We start from the raw sequence: 15744 nt of genomic DNA, 5'->3' as shown, positions 1-15744 counted from the left end.
GGCCGGCTCAAGCGTAGCGGAGCCGGCAAAAATCGTGTCATCCCGAGATGGCGGTTCCGCTACGCTTGAGCCGCCCTACGGACTGTCGCAAAGATTGATCGATATGTCGGAACAGTAATCTAAATGAAAGTTCCAAATATCAGACCATGGTTCATTGGCACTGAGCCCTCTGGGACGGAGAGTCGTTTCGTGACCGTCGGCCGCAGGGACGATGTGCAGGACGCACAAGTGTCGCGAGAGGGCAGGATGCCCGAAGCGACTGCGGCCGTCGAGCCTACAGGGAGGTATTCACGGCGTGTCACGAAACGACTCTCCGTCCCAGAGGGCGGTGTTGGAATCAGGCACTCTTGCCCAAGTGGTCCAGTATTTGGAACTTGTATTTAGCCGGATAGATGAGTCAAGGGAGCACGCGGCCACGGCCGTTACGTAACGGGAACCACGAAAATGAGCCTGGAAGAAATCCGCCAATGGATCGCGCAGTTCGATCGTGAACAGCTCTGGATCGTCAAGATCTTCGCCATCGTCTTCATCGCCCTGCTGGTCGACTTCATTCAGAAACGGCTCCTGAAGCGGCTGCAGAAACAGCTCGACAAGACCCGCAACCGCTGGGACGACGCCCTGCTGCACGCCCTGCGGCGGCCCCTGTCGCTGCTCATCTGGATCCTGGGGCTGGCCTTTGCCCTGCAAATCATGCAGGTGAAGGCGGCGGAGGTGGTGCGCGAGGTGGGCATCATGCTCGCCATCACCTGGTTCCTGATCCGCTTCATCAGTTTCATGGAGCGCAACATCCTGCACGAACAGGAACTGGCCGGCGCGCCGGTGGACCGGACCACCGCCAGCGCCATCAGCCAGTTGCTGCGGGTCTCGGTACTGATCACCGCGACCCTGGTCATTCTCCAGACCCTGGGCGTGAACATCTCGGCCATCCTCGCCTTCGGCGGCATCGGCGGCATCGCCGTGGGTTTTGCCGCCAAGGATCTGCTGGCCAACTTCTTCGGTGGCCTGATGGTCTATCTGGACCGGCCCTTCGCCATCGGTGACTGGATCCGCTCACCCGACAAGGAAATCGAGGGCACGGTGGAGCGCATCGGCTGGCGTACTACCCAGATCCGCACCTTCGACAAGCGTGCCCTGTACGTGCCCAATTCGGTGTTCGCCAGCATTGCCCTCGAGAACCCCTCGCGCATGACCCACCGGCGAATCTACGAAACCATCGGCGTGCGTTACGACGACATCGACAAGCTCCCGGCCATCGTCGCCGAGGTGAAGAAGATGCTCCAGGCACACCCGGAAATCGACCAGACCCAAACCATGATCGTCAACTTCAACAGCTTTGCCCCCTCGTCGCTGGACTTCTTCGTCTATACCTTCACCCGAACCACCAACTGGATCCGCTATCACGAGGTCAAGCAGGACGTGCTGTTCCGGATCAGCGACATCATCGCCGCCCACGGGGCCGAGATCGCCTTCCCCACCTCCACCGTGCATCTGCCCGATCCCCTGCGGCTTGCCGGTGAGGCCGATGCGCCGGTACGGGTGGGCGCATGAGCATCCGCCCCGAAGAAGTCCGGCGGGTGCTCGCCGAATCCGATTGCCTGTATACCCGCAAAGAGGTGGAGCGGGAACTGGATCGCCTGGCCGCCGAACTCACGGCCAGCCACGCCGAGGCCAACCCCGTGTTTCTGGTGGTGATGACCGGCGCCCTGATTCCGGCCGGCCACCTGCTCACGCGGCTGAACTTTCCCCTCCAGGTGGATTACATCCACGCCACCCGTTACGGCGACAAGACCACCGGCGGGGAACTGCACTGGCAGACCGAGCCCGGGATCGATTTCGCCGATCGTGCCATCATCGTCTTCGACGACATTCTCGACGAGGGGGTGACCCTGGCGGCCATCGTCGACTACTGCCGGGAGCGCGGCGCCCGCAGCGTGCACACGGCGGTGCTGGTGGAGAAACGCCACGCGCGCAAACAGGGCATCCGTGCCGATTACGTGGGTATCGAGGTCGAGGATCGCTATGTCTTCGGCTATGGCATGGACTACAAGGGCTATCTGCGCAACGTGCCCGGCATCCATGCGGTGAAAGGCTTGTAATTCGGGAGCAGAGACGAACCATGTCCAGGATCGCCATCATCGGAGGCACCGGCCTCACCTCGCTGCACGGGCTGGAAATCACCGGCCGGGAAGTGGTCCAGTCGCCTTTCGGCGAGCCCTCTGGCGTGCTCATCCATGGCCGCTTCGCCGGTCACGAAGTGCTGTTTCTGCCGCGCCACGGCAGCGGTCACACCATCCCGCCCCATGCGGTGAACTACCGGGCCAACATCTGGGTGCTCAAGGAGGCCGGGGCCGAGAAGGTGATCGCCGTCAATGCCGTGGGCGGGATCCGTGCCGACATGGAAGCGGGGAGCTTGGTGATCCCGGATCAGATCATCGACTACACGTGGTCGCGCAAGAATACCTTCTTCGAGCATGATCACGATCCGGTGGTGCACGTGGATTTCACCGAGCCCTACTGCGGGGAATTGCGGGAAAGGCTGGTCTCGGCCGCCGATCCGGCCGGCCTGAAGGTCTTCGACGGCGCCACCTATGCCGCCACCCAGGGCCCGCGCCTCGAAACCGCGGCCGAGATCAACCGCCTGGAACGGGACGGCTGCGACATCGTCGGCATGACCGGCATGCCCGAAGCCGTGCTGGCCCGGGAACTGGAGCTGTGCTACGCCAGCATCTGCCTGGTGGTGAACATGGCCGCCGGCCGCGGCGACGGCGAGATCCGCATGGCCGACATCGAACAGCACATCAGTGCCGGCATGAAACGGGTGCGCCGACTGGTGGAATATACCCTGCCGTTGCTGTAGGAATCGCTCTTCACTACGCCGTAGGCCGGCTCAAGCGCAGCGGAGCCGGCAAACGCTGCACGGCGGCTCCGCTGCGCTCGAGTCGGCCTGCGAGGCTGCGGCGAATTAGCCTTCCTCCACCGGCGTGATCCGGATCAGCATCCCGAGCACCGGATGATCCAGATAGTGCAGTTCACGGCTGCGCATCCGGCGGCGCATCTGGTTCAGATGGTAGACCACGGCGCGCGGCGTGGTGACGGGGGCGATCGGTTCCGCGTCCTCGGGACGCCCCTCCGCCGGCGCAGTCGTTTCGGCGCCGGTGTCCGTGAAGCGGTTGGCTGGCAGGGGTTGAAAGCCTTCCGGAAGGGATTCGTCCTGTGACGGGAGCGGCGTTTCGGGGCGGAAAACGATGTCGGCCTTCACGTGCAGATAGCGGGCGAGGATGACCTGGATCAGCCCCTCCAGTTCGCCCGCCTCGGGGGGAATGCCCGGCTGAGCGTCAGTGAGGGGCGGCTCTGCCTCGGTGAGCGGAGCGGGTTCGGCCACTGCCGGGATTTCCCGGCGGAAATGCACCTTCAGGGCGGTGTCCTGGGGCATGCCGGGCTGCCGCCAGGCGGTGTGCAGGAGCAGGCGCCGGGTAGGGGACTCGTCGATCTTGCGGGCCTGCTCGGTCAGCTGGTATTCGGCCGGCGGCACGGGCTTGAAGCTGCGGGCCGGATCGTATTCCGCCGGAATGGGGCCGGGCCAGGGCTGGCCGATTTCGATGGTCCGCTCGTCCATTTCCAGTTCCACGCTCTCGGGCCAGTGCTCCGAGGCGCGCGCCGCCGGATCCAGGTTCTCGAACAGGATCACTTCCACGTCGTAGTAGCGTACCTCTTCCTGGGCAGGCAGGGTCAGGGGCAGCAGCAGGGCGAGGACAAGCAGGGAGGTTTTCACGAGTGATTCCTGTCGGCAGGCGATGATTCGGTGTCGGTTCGGAGTATGCTAGCCCGGATATTGCACCAAGTCGAGGACGGGCGGACAAACAAATCCTTGAATAACAAGGTCTTGTTGAAACTTGTGGACGATTTCACCAAAGACACTTCGTTCTGCCCGTCCTCTGCGCCGGCCCTTGCGGCTTTTCGCTCGCGCTCGCTTGCGCTTCACGAAAGTCGTAGCATTGGCTACGCCTTTCGCTCCAGCGCGGCGCGAGCGCGGCTGCAAAGACCGCAATCATCCGGCGCCTTGGTGCAATATCCGGGCTAGGCTTTTCGCTGGAGGACTGTTATGGCTGTCAAGGAAATCCTGAAAATGGGCCATCCGCTGCTCTATGAGAAGGCCCAGCGGGTGGTCAATTTTAACACGCCGGAACTCGATGCGCTCGTGCAGGACATGTTCGACACCATGGCCGCCTGCGACGGGGCCGGTCTGGCGGCGCCGCAGATCGGGGTCTCCCTGCGGGTGGTCGTCTTCGGCGTGGAGGCCAATCCCCGCTATCCCGAGGTGGAACCGGTACCCACCACCGTCCTGATCAACCCCGAGATCACCGTGCTCGACGAGACGGAGGAAGGGGCCTGGGAAGGCTGTCTCAGCGTGCCGGGCCTGCGGGGCCTGGTCTATCGGCCCCGGCGGATCCGCTATACGGGCTGGGATCCGCAAGGGCAGCCGGTCGAACGGGAGGCCGAGGGCTTTCACGCCCGGGTGGTGCAGCATGAGGTGGATCACCTCGATGGGATTCTTTACCCTTTCCGCATTCGCGATCTGCACCATTTCGGCTACGAATCGGTGCTGTTTCCCGCGCCTGGGGAGGCCGACGAACCGGCCGCGCGCGAATAGCGGTCGTGGTAGAATTGCCGCCTCCGTCTCCCACGGCAACGCAACAGGTATCGCAACGTGAAGTTCATTCGCTGGCTGCTTGGCCGGATCATCCTGCTGGTGGATCGGCTCACCGCCCCCAAACCCATGATCCGTTCTCCCGAGGCCCAGGCCGAGGCCGACGCCCAGGCCCGCTCGCTGGTGCTCTACCAGTATCTCGCCTGTCCCTTCTGCGTGAAGGTGCGCCGGGCCATTCGGCGGCTGGGCCTGAACATCGATACCTGTGACGCGAAGAACGATGCGGCCTGCAAGGCCCGCCTGCTCACCGAGGGGGGCAAGCTGCAGGTGCCCTGCCTGCAGATCACCAGTGAAGACGGTTCCGTGCGCTGGCTCTACGAATCGGACGACATCATCCGCTACCTCGAGTCCCGCTTTGCCGATCTGCGCTGACGGTGCCGCGTGAGCTATCTGCTGCTCAAGTCCCTGCACGTCACCACCGTCGCCATCACCCTCGTCCTGTTCCTCTGGCGCTGGCTGTATGTGCTGCGCCACGACCCGGCCCGCCGCCCGCGCTGGATGCGCTGGCTGCCCCATCTCAACGACAGCCTGCTGTTCCTGTTCGGGATCGGCCTGGCCTGGCAGCTCGGCCTGTCTCCGGGCATGGCCGGCTGGCTCGCGGCCAAGCTCACGGCGCTCCTGGTCTATATCGGCCTGGGGCTGTATGTCATGCGTTTCGCGAAAACGCCACGCGCCCGTTTTCTCGGCGGGGCGGCTGCCCTGCTGGTGTTCGGTTACATGGTGGGCGTGGCGCTGACCAAGAACGCACTCTGGATCGGCGGCTGAGGAGAGCGCCGTTCAGGACGCCGCCAACGCCTTGCGCATCGTCCGATGCCGGATCACGCCGAAAAGCGTCGGCCCTTCACCGGTCTCCACGTAGCCCAGCCGGCGGTAGAACGCCACGCTCGGCTCCCGCGCATTGAGCACGATTTCGGCAAGGCCCGCTTCCCGGGCACGCTCTTCGAGCCAGCAGAGCAGGGCGCTACCGATGCCTTGGCCGCGCCACTCGGGCAGGACGGCCATGTAGCGGATCTGGCCGGTGCCGTCTGCGATGCGGTGCAGGCGGCCGATGCCGAGGAGTTCGCCTTGCGCGTGGCGGGCCAGGGCGTGGATGGCGGTGGCTTCGTGTTCATCCCGTTCGCTGCCCCGGGGCTGCCCCCAGGGGGCGCGCAGCAGGCGCCAGCGCAGATCGTAGAGGGCAGTGAAATCGGCGGCGGTCCGCGGTGGCAGGATGCGCCAGTCAGGGGGCACGGTCAGGAGGCGTCGGGAAGCGGCTGCGGGTCGAGGGTGCGGTAGATGCCTTCGATCTGATCCTTGCCGGTGATGGTCTTGCCGAGATCGCGGATCAGCCCGTCCTCGATACTGTAGATCCAGCCGTGCACGGCGAGTTCCTGGCCACGATCCCAGGCGTCCTGCACGATGGTGGTGTGGCAGACGTTCTTCACCTGCTCGGCCACGTTGAGTTCGCACAGCAGATCCACGCGCCGCGCCTCGTCCAGGGGCCGGAAGCGGGTTTCATGCTGGCGGTAGATGTCCTTGATCTCGCGCAGCCAGTTGTCGATGAGGCCGTGCTTGCGGTTGGTCAGGGCCGCGGCGACACCCCCGCAACCGTAGTGACCGCAGACGATGATGTGTTTCACCTTCAGCACGTCCACGGCGTACTGGATGACCGACAGGCAGTTGAAGTCGGTATGGGTGACGATGTTGGCGACGTTGCGGTGCACGAACAGCTCGCCCGGCAGCAGGCCGACGATCTCGTTGGCCGGCACCCGCGAGTCGGCGCAGCCGATCCAGAGAAATTCGGGGCTTTGTTGCTGGGAAAGCTTGCGGAAGAAGCCGGGATGACGGGACTCGATGTCCTCGGCCCAGGCGCGGTTGTTTTGCAGCAGATCGTCGAGCATGGCGGCTCCTTGTATTCGGCTGGCCTCAGGCGAACACCACCCACGTGGTGGCGATGTACTTGACGCCCTGCTGGACGGTGGCAGCGCGATGCTCGTGGGTCCAGAAGGGCGGGAACAGCACCAGCGTGCCCTCGGTGGGCGTGACCTTCACGTCCTGGTAGAGGAACTCGGTCTCGCCGCCCGGTCCCGGCACGTCGTTGAGATACCACAGGGCCACCAGCTGCCGCTGGCTGAACTCGTGGCTGCCGCCGTCGATGTGCCAGTGGTAGTACTCGCCGGCCCGGTAGCGCTGGATGCCGTAGCCCATGTCCTTGAAGGGACCCTTGAAGTAGGGAAAAGTTTCCCGGAATTCCTTGATGGCGGTAGCCAGGGAGCGGAACAGGGCCTGGTCGATGTCCTTCCAGTGTTCCTTGCCGGAGACCACCAGATCGGTGGTCTTCTTCACCGAGGTATCCTGGCTCACGGTCTGACCGATGCGCCCGGCATACTGTTCTTCTTCGTGGGCCTCGAAGCGGGCGATCATGTCGCGGCAGACGTCTGCCGGCAGGGCGTGGCGCTTCTCGAAGATGAAGGAGAGGGGTTTGACTTCCCGGAGGGTGGTCAGGGGAGGGCGGGAGTTGTCGGTCATGGGATCTGCTTTCACGCCGGAGGCGTGCCTCGGAAATGGATGGGTTTTGTCGGCCGGCCCGGGCGCAGGGGCACCGGCAAGGTTGCCGGGACAAAACGAGCTGCGCCGTGCGCTAGTCCTCGTCTCAAAAGGGTTTTACCTCCCGCCCGTAGGGCGGCTCAAGCGTAGCGGAGCCGCCATGTCGGGATGACACGATTTTTGCCGGCTCCGCCGCGCTTGAGCCGGCCTGCACCCGCCCCATACCGGACCGGTTTGTGTCAGCACAATTTTGAGACACTCAATAGTATCTTACAGCGGGTTGTCTTCCAGCAAGCGGGTGATCGCCTCGCGCGCTTCCAGCCCCTGTTCGCGGTAGAGGCGCAGGGCGTCGTCGGCCAGGGCCGGCCAGTGCCGTTGCCCGGCATCCACCGCCGCCGCCAGGGCGTGGGTCTTGCCGCTTTCCAGCCAGGCGCGGTAGGCCGTTTCGATGCCGGGCCAGAGCGTCTTGCGCAGGCCGTTGAGGTTGGCGATCCAGAAATGCAGGGAGGGGCTGCGCTCGGGATCGAGCAGGGCGGGGAGGGTGGTCAGGCTGTCGGCGAGGTGATCGCGCACGGCGCGCAGCAGCAGCTCCAGGCGCGAGCGCGGCAGCTCGGCCAGCAGGGCTTCCCAGTCGGGGCCGAGGCGGCGGCCGGCTTCCACCTCGCCGATTTCGTGGAGCAGGGCGCTGTCCAGTTCGGCCTCGGTCATGGCCTCCAGGGCGCCTTCCACGTCGGCGGGAAAATCGTAGCCGGCGATGGCGCGGGCCATGGCGTTGTCGGCCCGGGTCCAGCGCCATTCCTCGAGCTTCTCCCACAGGAAACGTTTGAGGGATTCGCGCCGCAGCCAGATGGTGCGGCCCTGGGCCATGGCCGGCGGGGCGCCGAGATCGCGGGCATATTCCCGATCGGCGATGTACACGGTGTAGTCGTGGTGCCGGTGCTGGCGGTGCAGGCGGCCGAGGAAGAAATGCGGCTTGCCGGCGGCGCCGATGCCCCCGCTGTAGATCAGGCCATGGGCTTCCAGCGCCGCATTGATGCCGGCGCTGTCGAAGGGGTCGAACTCTGCCTCCCCGATCCGCACTGGCCTGAAGTCGGCCGACTCCAGGGAAGCCCAGAGGCTTTCCCGTTCCCGCAGCCATTCGCCCACGCTGTCGTTGGCCAGCGGATGCTGGAACGGCAGACCGCGTTCCCAGCGATAGAATTCGCGCATCTTCAGCAGGTAGACGCAGAGGGTGTAGTTGCCGGCATGCAGGGCATCGGCGATGTGGCAATTCTGCTGAACCGCGGCCTGGAGTTCGGGCAGGGCACAGGCGGGGGCGTTGGCGGTCATGCGTGGCTCCGGCTTGTCAGCGCGATCAATAACTGAGTAAAATAGTACAGAATAGTGGCGCCCATGGCTAGGTGGCTGTTCCCAAATGGGCGTCATTTTGTTGCTGGCCACCTGACCCGGACAGCCGCCCTCGACATGGTGCAACATCCGGGCTAGCGGTCGCCGTCAGGCCACTGCCGTATAATACCCGGCCCCTGAACCCTGAGTGAGGTTATCGTGCGCGTCAAGAGTCGTTGGAACCGCAAGGACAAGACCCATACCGTCGAGGAAATCGCCGGTGCCCTGGCTTTCATCATCTGGCGCCTGGGCGGCAACGGGGTGCTGAGCATGGAAAATGCCGGTTTTCAGACCGAGACCAATCTGCAGCGGCTGAACATCATCGCCGAGTTTCTGGCTTTCGCCATCCACATCGCCGATCGCATGACCATCGACCGCTTCAGCGAGGAGGAGCGCTTGCGCTTCATGACCGAGCTGGCGCGCAAGACGGCCGGCCACTATGACGACAACAAGCGCGATTTCGCCGGCGACGGCAACTGGGGCCAGGAGTTCATCGATCTGCTCAACGCGCGCATGGGGGAATATGCCGAATTCGGCTACAGCGAGGAAGAGGGGCCGAGTTTCGGCATGAAGCGCCTGTTCGGCGACAAGCTGAAGAAGGCCTTCGGCGAAGAGGACGAGAAGTGGGTCAGCCAGCAGATCATCGACATCGAGGTGCCGGAAATCATGACGCACCTGAAGCGGTCCGTGCCGAATCTGTTTATGTGAAATCGCCGGTTTTCCCCGGCGCAACGAAAAAGGGCTCCCGAGGGAGCCCTTTTCACGTTTCGGCAAGCGGGGGGCTTACTTCTTCACCCACTTTTCGAAGTTTTCGGTGGTGCGGGCGCGACCGTCTTCGAAGCCGGCTTCGTAGGCTTCGGTCAGGCGCTGCTCTTCACGCTTGGGGTTGTGGACGTAACCGCCCTGCCAGCCCTGGATGTATTCGGGATCCACACCCATTTCTTCCATCTTGGTGACGGCGTCATAGTATTCTTTGTTCATCGAAGTCTCCTCTGTGAATCGGTGAATTATCTCAGTTAAAGGACCAAGGTTCAAATCTCCGCTCAGGTCACGAGCGCATCGAAGCGCGCCGCCGCCTGACCGTCGTTGAGCACGTGCCGGACCTGTTCGCCGGCGTCGGCCAGGCTTGCGGCCCGGCCGAGATGATGCAGCACGATGCTGGCCGCATAGACCAGCGCATCGTAGGCGGGCCCCTTCTCGCCGTGCAGGGCCGCCAGGCCGGCCTCCGCCGCGGCCCGGGCCGCGGCGTCCACGTCGAAGGGCGTGGCGATGGCGTCGGCCGCCGGTGCCGGCGGCAGATCCCTGGGCAGGGGAACCGCCCGGGTGGTCTGTTCGATGCCCAGGGCCTGGGGCGCCAGTTCCGTGACTTCGGCGTCCTGCTCGCCGTGGTAGTGATGCAACAGGGCCGGTTGCTGCAGCGAGGGAATGATGCCCCCCTCGACGCCGCGCACGATCATGGCCGAGTCGTAGCCGGCGGCCCGGGCCAGCGAGGTGTAGATGGGCGGGTAGGCCTTGTGGACGTATCCGGTGAGCAGATGGGTCTTGCTGCGGGCGGTGAGGGGCCGGGTCAGCACTTCCACGGTGGTGATCACCTGGCGCTTGATGATCCGCTCGCGCAGGGGAATCAGGGCATGCAGGCGTGGCGCGAAGGCCGCCTGGTCCACGTAGGCCCAGCCGTGTTCGGCAATGTCGGCGGCGGCCTGCTGCGGGCTCCTGCCTACGTCGATGCCGACGCTCCTGAGGACCTTGTGGGCGGTGATGCCGTACTTGGGCCCGACCTTGTCGAGACCGTGGCAGAAGGCCGGCACGCCACAGGCCGCCAGCACGGCCGGCACGAAGGCGTTCATGGGCAGGCCGCGGCTGTGCCCGTCGTAGGGATCGGCCACGTCCACCAGTTCGTCCACGTCCACCTCGGCGGTGACGTTGGTCTCCTGGATGGCGGCGAGAATGCCCCGGTTCTCCTCGTCGGTCTCCCGCTTCATGCGCAGGGCGATGAGGAAGACAGCAGTGCGCACGTCGTCGGCCTCGTCGGAGAGCACGTGACGCATGGCGGCACGGGCCTCCTCGAAACTGAGATCCTTGCTGTACTCGGGGCCGGTCGCCACCTTCTGGATGGCTTCCCGCATGGCCTTTTCGGCAGGCGTGGACATAGTGCTTATAACCTTATATTCCATACGGAATAATTCAGGGAAACCGGAGTATACAGCAGTGGCTTTGCGATGCTGTATATCCCCATGGAGGGGGGAATTTTGGGCACCACTCTCCCATTGGATGAATAACCGAGTTAGTGACTAGGTTATCAACTTCAGGATATACTAACGCGCTTGCACATCCGTGCCCAAACCATGGAGTCATGCCAGCAATGTCCGAAACCAGCGACGCCGTCGATTTCGCCAGCGCCATGGCCGCCTTCGAGGCCAAGCACTTCTCCCGTGCCGTCCCCCTGCTGACCCCCTTCGCCGAGGAGGGCAACCCCGAGGCCCAGCACCGTTTGGCCATCATCTACCAGAACGGCCTCGGCATGGCCCGCAACGAGGAACTGGCCGTGAAGTGGATGCGCGCCGCCGCCGAACAGGGCCATGCCCTGGCCCAGCACGGCCTGGGCTTCATGTACCTGGAAGGCGAGTGCGTGGAAAAGGATCCGGCGGAAGCCGCAAAATGGTTCCGCCTGGCCGCCGAACAGGGCCTGGCCGGCTCCATGACCACCCTGGCCATGATGTACGAACAGGGCAACGGCGTGGAGCAGGATCCGGAAGAGGCGAAGAAATGGTACGCCAAGGCCGGTTTCTGAGCCTGTCCGGCAGTTAGTGCAATCAACACGGAGGGCACGGAGGCACGGAGAACACGGAGAAACCGTTTCACGAAAGCCGGATAAATATTGACCGGACTGTCTCAGTGATCTCCGTGCCTCCGTGCCCTCCGTGTTCCTTCCACCGGTATTTTCCAAACAAGAGTAGTTCAAATGCGTCCAGCCCAGCTTGCCACCGTTCTCGACAAGGAATTCACCTCCACCCTGGAGGGCCATCATACGCCCGTGATGCTGTGGGGGCCGCCGGGGGTGGGGAAGTCCCAGATCGTCGCCCAGGTGGCGGAACGCCACGGTGTGCCGCTGATCGATATCCGCCTGTCGCAGATGGAGCCGAGCGATCTGCGCGGCATCCCCTTCCGCGAGGGCGAGCGGGTGGAGTGGGCGGTGCCGTCCATGCTGCCCGACGCCGAACGGCATGGGGAACAGGGCATCCTGTTTCTTGACGAAATCACCTCGGCCCCGCCGAGCGTCTCGGCCGCCGCCTACCAGCTCATTCTGGATCGGCGCCTGGGCGACTACCAGGTGCCCGAGGGCTGGGCCATCTTCGCCGCCGGCAACCGCCAGGGCGATCGGGGCGTGACCTACACCATGCCCGCGCCGCTGGCCAACCGCTTCTCTCATTTCGAATTCGAGGTCAACGTGGACGACTGGGTGGCCTGGGCCTACCGCAACGGCGTGGACGACCGGGTGATCGCCTTCGTGCGCTTCCGGCCCGAGCTGCTGTTCGAGTTCGATCCGGCCCACAACCCGGTGGCCTTCCCCTCGCCGCGCTCCTGGGAGTTCGCCCACCGGGCCTTGCAGAAGTTCGAGCATAACAGCGAGCTGCGGCTGGGCGCCCTGCAGGCCTGCGTGGGGCCGGCGGCTGGCATCGAACTCAACGCCTTCATCGACAACCTGGATCAGCTCCCGGACATCGACGCCATCCTGCGCGGCGAAAAGGTGCCGGCGCCGAAGGAAATCGACCTTCAATACGCCGTGGCTTCCTCGCTGGTGGGCCGGGCCATTCGCGCAAAGGGCAGCGAAGAGGCCCCGACCGTCTACGGCCACATCCTCGACTACGCCGGCGTGTTCCCGCAGAAGGAGATGGGGGTGATGCTGGTCTCCGACATGCACCGCGCCGTCGGCGAGGAACTGTTCAGCGTGCCCCAGTTCGCCCAGTGGTCGAACGCCGTAGCCGACATCATGTTGTATGGATAGGGCCGAGTGACGAGGAGGGTGGGGATGGCCGTAGTGAGCGTCAGGCAAAGCCTGGCCTTGCAAGTGATTCCCTTGGCCCTCGCCACTCGTCCCTCGTCACTTGTTTCATCATGACTGACGACATTGAAACCAAACTGGCGGCAGCCCGCACGCGGCTGATCATCGACAAGCCGTTTCTCGGCGCGCTGGTGTTGCGCCTGCCGATGGAGATGGCCGACGCGTCGTGGTGCAAGACCACCGCCACCGATGCCAAAACCTTCTATTACAATCCCGACTACATCGCCGAGCTGACCATCGAGCAGACCCAGTTCGTGCTGGCCCACGAGGCGTTGCACTGTGCGCTGTCCCACTTCGCCCGGCGCCAGCATCGCATCAAGCACCGCTGGGATCTGGCCTGTGACCTGGCCATCAATCCCATTCTGGTCAAGGACGGCCTCGTGCCGCCGCCCAATGCCTGGGTGGAACGCAGCTACGAAGGCATGACCGCCGAGGAGATCTATCCGCTGCTGGACGAGTTCGAAAACCAGGAGCCGATGGATCAGCACGTCTACGATCAGGAAAACGAAAGCGGCGAAAATCCCCAGGGCGAGCAGCCCCCGGAAAAGGAATCGCCCCCGCCGCAGGACAAGCCCGATCAGGGCAAGGAAAAGCGCAACCCGCAACAGGGCGGCGAAGGGCAGGGCAGCCGGCAGGACGCCGAACAGGATCAGGGTGGAGGCCGCCAGCAGCCGAGCGAGGCGCCCCTGGAAGGCCAGGGCGCGCCGCAACCTCCGCCGCTGACCCACAAGGAGCGCGAGGATCTCAGCGTGCAGTGGAAACAGCGCATGGCCGGCGCCGCCCAGCAGGCCATGCAGGCGGGCAAGCTCGACGGGGAGATGGCGCGCCTGATCGACTTCCTGCTGCAGCCGGAGTTGCCCTGGCGCAGCCTGCTGGCCCGCTACATGACCGCCGTGGCCCGAGACGACTACAGTTACACCCGGCCCTCCACCCGGCGCGGCGATCCGGCCATCTACCCGAGCCTGCGCAGTGCCCAGATCAACCTCGTGGTGGCGGTGGACACCAGCGGCTCCATCTCCGATGGCGAGATCCAGGAGTTCATCTCCGAGATCGACGCCATCAAGAGCATGATGCGGGCCCGGATCACCCTCCAGGCCTGCGATTCGAAGCTGGCGAGCAAGGGACCGTGGGAATACGAACCGTGGGAAGAGTTTGCCAAACCGGCGGATCTTCAGGGCGGCGGCGGAACCGATTTCCGGCCGGTATTCGAATGGGCCGAACGGCTTGACCGGCAACCGGATTTGCTGGTCTATTTCACCGATGCCGAGGGCCCGTTTCCGGCCCACGCCCCGCCGTTTCCGGTGATCTGGCTGATCAAGGGCCGCAAACCGGTGCCCTGGGGCCAGCGCATCCAGCTCAACTGAATAACGATACCGCGGTCATGGATCTCAGCAACGAAGACAGCCTGCGGCTGAACGTCCTGCTCAACCAGGACATCGAGGCCATTCGCATCGACGAGTCAAAGATGATCGTCTATGGGCTTTCGCCGAAGGGCGAGGCCAGGGTGCCGCTCAATCCCAACTGCCGCGACGAGCAGTACATCAAGAAGGTCAAGGAAGTGATCTCCAGCCACGTGCTGGGTTCGCCCGGCGGCTATCCCATCTTCCTGCGCCGCTGGACCCGCATGGGCCAGGCCCGGGACGACAGCCTGGAGCGGCTGCTGAAACTCGGCGAGCCCGAAGCGGTGGTGGCGGTGGTGCATGCGGCCGGCCTGACCGACGAGCTGGCCCGGCGCGCCTGGTGGGCCATGCCGAGCGCCGAGAACGCCCGCCGGATGCTCGAGAAGCAGGCCGTGGTGGAAGGGAAGATGGGGCCCGAACTGGCCGCGTTCCTGGTGGAATTCCTGCCCTTCGAGGAAGATCCGCGCGACATGATCCGCTCGGTGGAACTGGTGTTGCAGCCGGGGCTTATCGATGCCGCGGCCCGAGACAGCCTGTGGTCGAAGGGCCAGCGCAAGAATGCCCTGCTGGTGGGTTTTCTGCGCGCGGTGCCCGACGATCTGCCCATGGACGCGGCGGCCCATCCCCGCCTTGTCGAGTGGCGTGAAACGCTCGCGGCGCTGGACAATCCCGTGGCCCGTCAGCTTGTGCGGGTGCTGTCGCCGGCGGGCCAGGCCTTCGTGAAAACCGTGACGACGGTGGTCAAGAAGCCTGCGACCCAGGACGTGGTGGTGCTGTTGCTGGAGGGGATCGAACGCTACTTTCAGCCGGTGCGCCCCGGTCCGTCCCCGTCGGTCGAAATGGCCGACCTGGTGGCCGCGGCCCGTGAGGCGTTGCAGGCCGAAACCGCCGGTCCCTGGGCCGCAGTGCGGGCAGCCCTGCCCGAGAGCGAGCCGCTGCTGGTGGCGATGCGCGCCCTGTCCTGGGTCGGCGTGCCGCTGGTCAATCCCATCTTCGCCCGCACCGATGCCATCGGCACCGTGATGCGGCGCAAGATCGAACCGGTCACCCGGCCCATGCTCGAGCAGCTCGCGATGCTGGCCGGCAGGGGCGCATGAACCTGCACATGGCGCGGGTCGCCATCGGCCTGCGGGTGCGGGTGGAGGCGCGACTGGTGGAACAGCACTCGGTCGCCTCGCCATACGTGCTCGGCCAGGAACTGGCCCGCCAGGTGATTGCCCACGTGCAGAAAACCCGGCTGGGCTACTTTCCGGCCCTGGACTATTTTCAGGAGCACACCGACGCCGTGGAAAGCGATCTGCTGGACGCCACGCGCAGCACCGGCTGGCTGGTCAGCGGCCTGGTGCGCGAGGAGATCACCCGGCGCCTGCGCGCCATCTTCTCCAGCCTGCGTTTTCAGACCGTGCAGGTGACCGCCTTCACCCTGCCCACCGTGCGCCCCGGGGCGGCCAACGCCCTGCACGAACTGGCCCAGCACTACACGCCGGATCGGGTGCGGATCAACCTGATCGCCACCTCGGTGATGCGCAAGGCCCTGCCCGAAGCCCAGCTCATCGAACGGGTGGATCACCAGCTCCACCGCTGGCTGGAACCCCATTTCGCCAGCCTGGACGTGAACAGCATTCACCCCGTATGAAACCGAACATCCCTTGAACCGTTTG

At 64.8% G+C, this 15744-nt stretch carries 19 protein-coding genes; 12 read left to right on the top strand and 7 right to left on the bottom strand.

The annotated features are described in order from the left end of the window. Positions 1-444 precede the first annotated feature (444 nt). The 3 genes from ACZ5BH_RS13425 to ACZ5BH_RS13415 are packed head-to-tail and all read left to right on the top strand — an operon-like array spanning position 445 to position 2857. A complete protein-coding gene (locus ACZ5BH_RS13425; protein WP_464889770.1) occupies positions 445-1548 on the top strand; it encodes a mechanosensitive ion channel family protein in 1104 nt (367 codons plus the stop codon). After that, a complete protein-coding gene (locus ACZ5BH_RS13420; RefSeq protein ID WP_464889769.1) occupies positions 1545-2096 on the top strand; it encodes a hypoxanthine-guanine phosphoribosyltransferase in 552 nt (183 codons plus the stop codon). The genes ACZ5BH_RS13425 and ACZ5BH_RS13420 overlap by 4 nt, the downstream gene beginning before the upstream one ends. Before the next feature lie 20 nt (positions 2097-2116). After that, positions 2117-2857 (top strand): S-methyl-5'-thioinosine phosphorylase, encoded by a 741-nt coding sequence (locus ACZ5BH_RS13415; RefSeq protein ID WP_464889768.1) that lies wholly within the window; start codon positions 2117-2119, stop codon positions 2855-2857. Between the two features lie 105 nt (positions 2858-2962). Here ACZ5BH_RS13415 and ACZ5BH_RS13410 read toward each other — a convergent pair whose 3' ends face one another. Then, on the bottom strand, positions 2963-3772 hold the full coding sequence (locus ACZ5BH_RS13410; protein WP_464889767.1) for a CsiV family protein: 810 nt from the start codon (positions 3770-3772) through the stop codon (positions 2963-2965). Between the two features lie 330 nt (positions 3773-4102). On the opposite strand from ACZ5BH_RS13410, the gene def reads away from it, so the two are divergent. The 3 genes from def to ACZ5BH_RS13395 are packed head-to-tail and all read left to right on the top strand — an operon-like array spanning position 4103 to position 5473. Then, entirely contained in the window at positions 4103-4651 is a 549-nt protein-coding gene (gene def / locus ACZ5BH_RS13405) for a peptide deformylase (RefSeq protein ID WP_464889766.1), read from the top strand. A 57-nt stretch (positions 4652-4708) separates the two neighbouring features. Then, a complete protein-coding gene (locus ACZ5BH_RS13400; RefSeq protein WP_464889765.1) occupies positions 4709-5080 on the top strand; it encodes a glutaredoxin family protein in 372 nt (123 codons plus the stop codon). Positions 5081-5089: 9 nt separating this feature from the next. Then, positions 5090-5473, top strand: coding sequence for a SirB2 family protein (locus tag ACZ5BH_RS13395; protein ID WP_464889764.1), 384 nt, complete (start codon positions 5090-5092; stop codon positions 5471-5473). Positions 5474-5485: 12 nt separating this feature from the next. Here the strand turns inward: ACZ5BH_RS13395 and ACZ5BH_RS13390 are convergent, their stop codons facing one another. The 4 genes from ACZ5BH_RS13390 to ACZ5BH_RS13375 form a co-directional block, all read right to left on the bottom strand. Then, positions 5486-5938, bottom strand: a complete 453-nt coding sequence (locus ACZ5BH_RS13390; protein WP_464889763.1) for a GNAT family N-acetyltransferase — start codon at positions 5936-5938, stop codon at positions 5486-5488. Positions 5939-5940: 2 nt separating this feature from the next. Further along, positions 5941-6588 (bottom strand): carbonate dehydratase, encoded by a 648-nt coding sequence (gene can / locus ACZ5BH_RS13385; RefSeq protein WP_464889762.1) that lies wholly within the window; start codon positions 6586-6588, stop codon positions 5941-5943. 25 nt (positions 6589-6613) lie between these two features. Further along, positions 6614-7216, bottom strand: a complete 603-nt coding sequence (locus ACZ5BH_RS13380; RefSeq protein WP_464889761.1) for a 2OG-Fe(II) oxygenase family protein — start codon at positions 7214-7216, stop codon at positions 6614-6616. A gap of 288 nt (positions 7217-7504) precedes the next feature. After that, the gene (locus ACZ5BH_RS13375; RefSeq protein ID WP_464889760.1) at positions 7505-8563 is read right to left on the bottom strand and encodes an Sfum_1244 family protein; all 1059 of its coding nucleotides are present in this window, start codon (positions 8561-8563) and stop codon (positions 7505-7507) included. Positions 8564-8779: 216 nt separating this feature from the next. Here ACZ5BH_RS13375 and ACZ5BH_RS13370 point away from each other — a divergent pair, with 216 nt between their 5' ends. Then, positions 8780-9328, top strand: coding sequence for a hypothetical protein (locus ACZ5BH_RS13370; RefSeq protein ID WP_464889759.1), 549 nt, complete (start codon positions 8780-8782; stop codon positions 9326-9328). Between the two features lie 75 nt (positions 9329-9403). Here the strand turns inward: ACZ5BH_RS13370 and ACZ5BH_RS13365 are convergent, their stop codons facing one another. Both ACZ5BH_RS13365 and ACZ5BH_RS13360 read right to left on the bottom strand, forming a co-directional pair. After that, positions 9404-9601 carry an Alvin_2107 family globule sulfur oxidation protein gene (locus ACZ5BH_RS13365; protein WP_464889758.1) on the bottom strand — a complete coding sequence of 66 codons (198 nt, stop codon included), beginning with the start codon at positions 9599-9601 and terminating at the stop codon, positions 9404-9406. Between the two features lie 62 nt (positions 9602-9663). Beyond that, entirely contained in the window at positions 9664-10770 is a 1107-nt protein-coding gene (locus ACZ5BH_RS13360) for an anthranilate phosphoribosyltransferase (protein ID WP_464889757.1), read from the bottom strand. 212 nt (positions 10771-10982) lie between these two features. On the opposite strand from ACZ5BH_RS13360, the gene ACZ5BH_RS13355 reads away from it, so the two are divergent. From ACZ5BH_RS13355 to ACZ5BH_RS13335, 5 genes are all read left to right on the top strand, one after another. Further along, a complete protein-coding gene (locus tag ACZ5BH_RS13355; RefSeq protein WP_464889756.1) occupies positions 10983-11411 on the top strand; it encodes a tetratricopeptide repeat protein in 429 nt (142 codons plus the stop codon). A gap of 171 nt (positions 11412-11582) precedes the next feature. Further along, positions 11583-12626 carry an AAA family ATPase gene (locus tag ACZ5BH_RS13350; protein WP_464889755.1) on the top strand — a complete coding sequence of 348 codons (1044 nt, stop codon included), beginning with the start codon at positions 11583-11585 and terminating at the stop codon, positions 12624-12626. A 110-nt stretch (positions 12627-12736) separates the two neighbouring features. Beyond that, positions 12737-14047, top strand: coding sequence for a vWA domain-containing protein (locus ACZ5BH_RS13345; protein ID WP_464889754.1), 1311 nt, complete (start codon positions 12737-12739; stop codon positions 14045-14047). Between the two features lie 17 nt (positions 14048-14064). Next, a complete protein-coding gene (locus tag ACZ5BH_RS13340) occupies positions 14065-15180 on the top strand; it encodes a sulfur reduction protein DsrS (protein WP_464889753.1) in 1116 nt (371 codons plus the stop codon). After that, positions 15177-15719 (top strand): hypothetical protein, encoded by a 543-nt coding sequence (locus ACZ5BH_RS13335; RefSeq protein WP_464889752.1) that lies wholly within the window; start codon positions 15177-15179, stop codon positions 15717-15719. Before ACZ5BH_RS13340 ends, ACZ5BH_RS13335 begins: the two co-directional genes overlap by 4 nt. Positions 15720-15744: the final 25 nt, after the last annotated feature.

This window comes from Thioprofundum lithotrophicum (genome assembly GCF_055387065.1).
This window is presented reverse-complemented; position numbering and strand designations above follow the sequence as displayed.

Excerpts from the sequence above, each read along its gene's own strand:
- ACZ5BH_RS13425 (WP_464889770.1), top strand. The coding sequence starts at position 445 with ATGAGCCTGGAAGAAATCCGCCAATGGATCGCGCAGTTCGATCGTGAA.
- ACZ5BH_RS13420 (WP_464889769.1), top strand. The coding sequence starts at position 1,545 with ATGAGCATCCGCCCCGAAGAAGTCCGGCGGGTGCTCGCCGAATCCGAT.
- ACZ5BH_RS13415 (WP_464889768.1), top strand. The coding sequence starts at position 2,117 with ATGTCCAGGATCGCCATCATCGGAGGCACCGGCCTCACCTCGCTGCAC.
- def (WP_464889766.1), top strand. The coding sequence starts at position 4,103 with ATGGCTGTCAAGGAAATCCTGAAAATGGGCCATCCGCTGCTCTATGAG.
- can (WP_464889762.1), bottom strand. The coding sequence starts at position 6,588 with ATGCTCGACGATCTGCTGCAAAACAACCGCGCCTGGGCCGAGGACATC.
- ACZ5BH_RS13380 (WP_464889761.1), bottom strand. The coding sequence starts at position 7,216 with ATGACCGACAACTCCCGCCCTCCCCTGACCACCCTCCGGGAAGTCAAA.
- ACZ5BH_RS13375 (WP_464889760.1), bottom strand. The coding sequence starts at position 8,563 with ATGACCGCCAACGCCCCCGCCTGTGCCCTGCCCGAACTCCAGGCCGCG.
- ACZ5BH_RS13365 (WP_464889758.1), bottom strand. The coding sequence starts at position 9,601 with ATGAACAAAGAATACTATGACGCCGTCACCAAGATGGAAGAAATGGGT.
- ACZ5BH_RS13360 (WP_464889757.1), bottom strand. The coding sequence starts at position 10,770 with ATGTCCACGCCTGCCGAAAAGGCCATGCGGGAAGCCATCCAGAAGGTG.
- ACZ5BH_RS13355 (WP_464889756.1), top strand. The coding sequence starts at position 10,983 with ATGTCCGAAACCAGCGACGCCGTCGATTTCGCCAGCGCCATGGCCGCC.
- ACZ5BH_RS13350 (WP_464889755.1), top strand. The coding sequence starts at position 11,583 with ATGCGTCCAGCCCAGCTTGCCACCGTTCTCGACAAGGAATTCACCTCC.
- ACZ5BH_RS13345 (WP_464889754.1), top strand. The coding sequence starts at position 12,737 with ATGACTGACGACATTGAAACCAAACTGGCGGCAGCCCGCACGCGGCTG.
- ACZ5BH_RS13340 (WP_464889753.1), top strand. The coding sequence starts at position 14,065 with ATGGATCTCAGCAACGAAGACAGCCTGCGGCTGAACGTCCTGCTCAAC.
- ACZ5BH_RS13335 (WP_464889752.1), top strand. The coding sequence starts at position 15,177 with ATGAACCTGCACATGGCGCGGGTCGCCATCGGCCTGCGGGTGCGGGTG.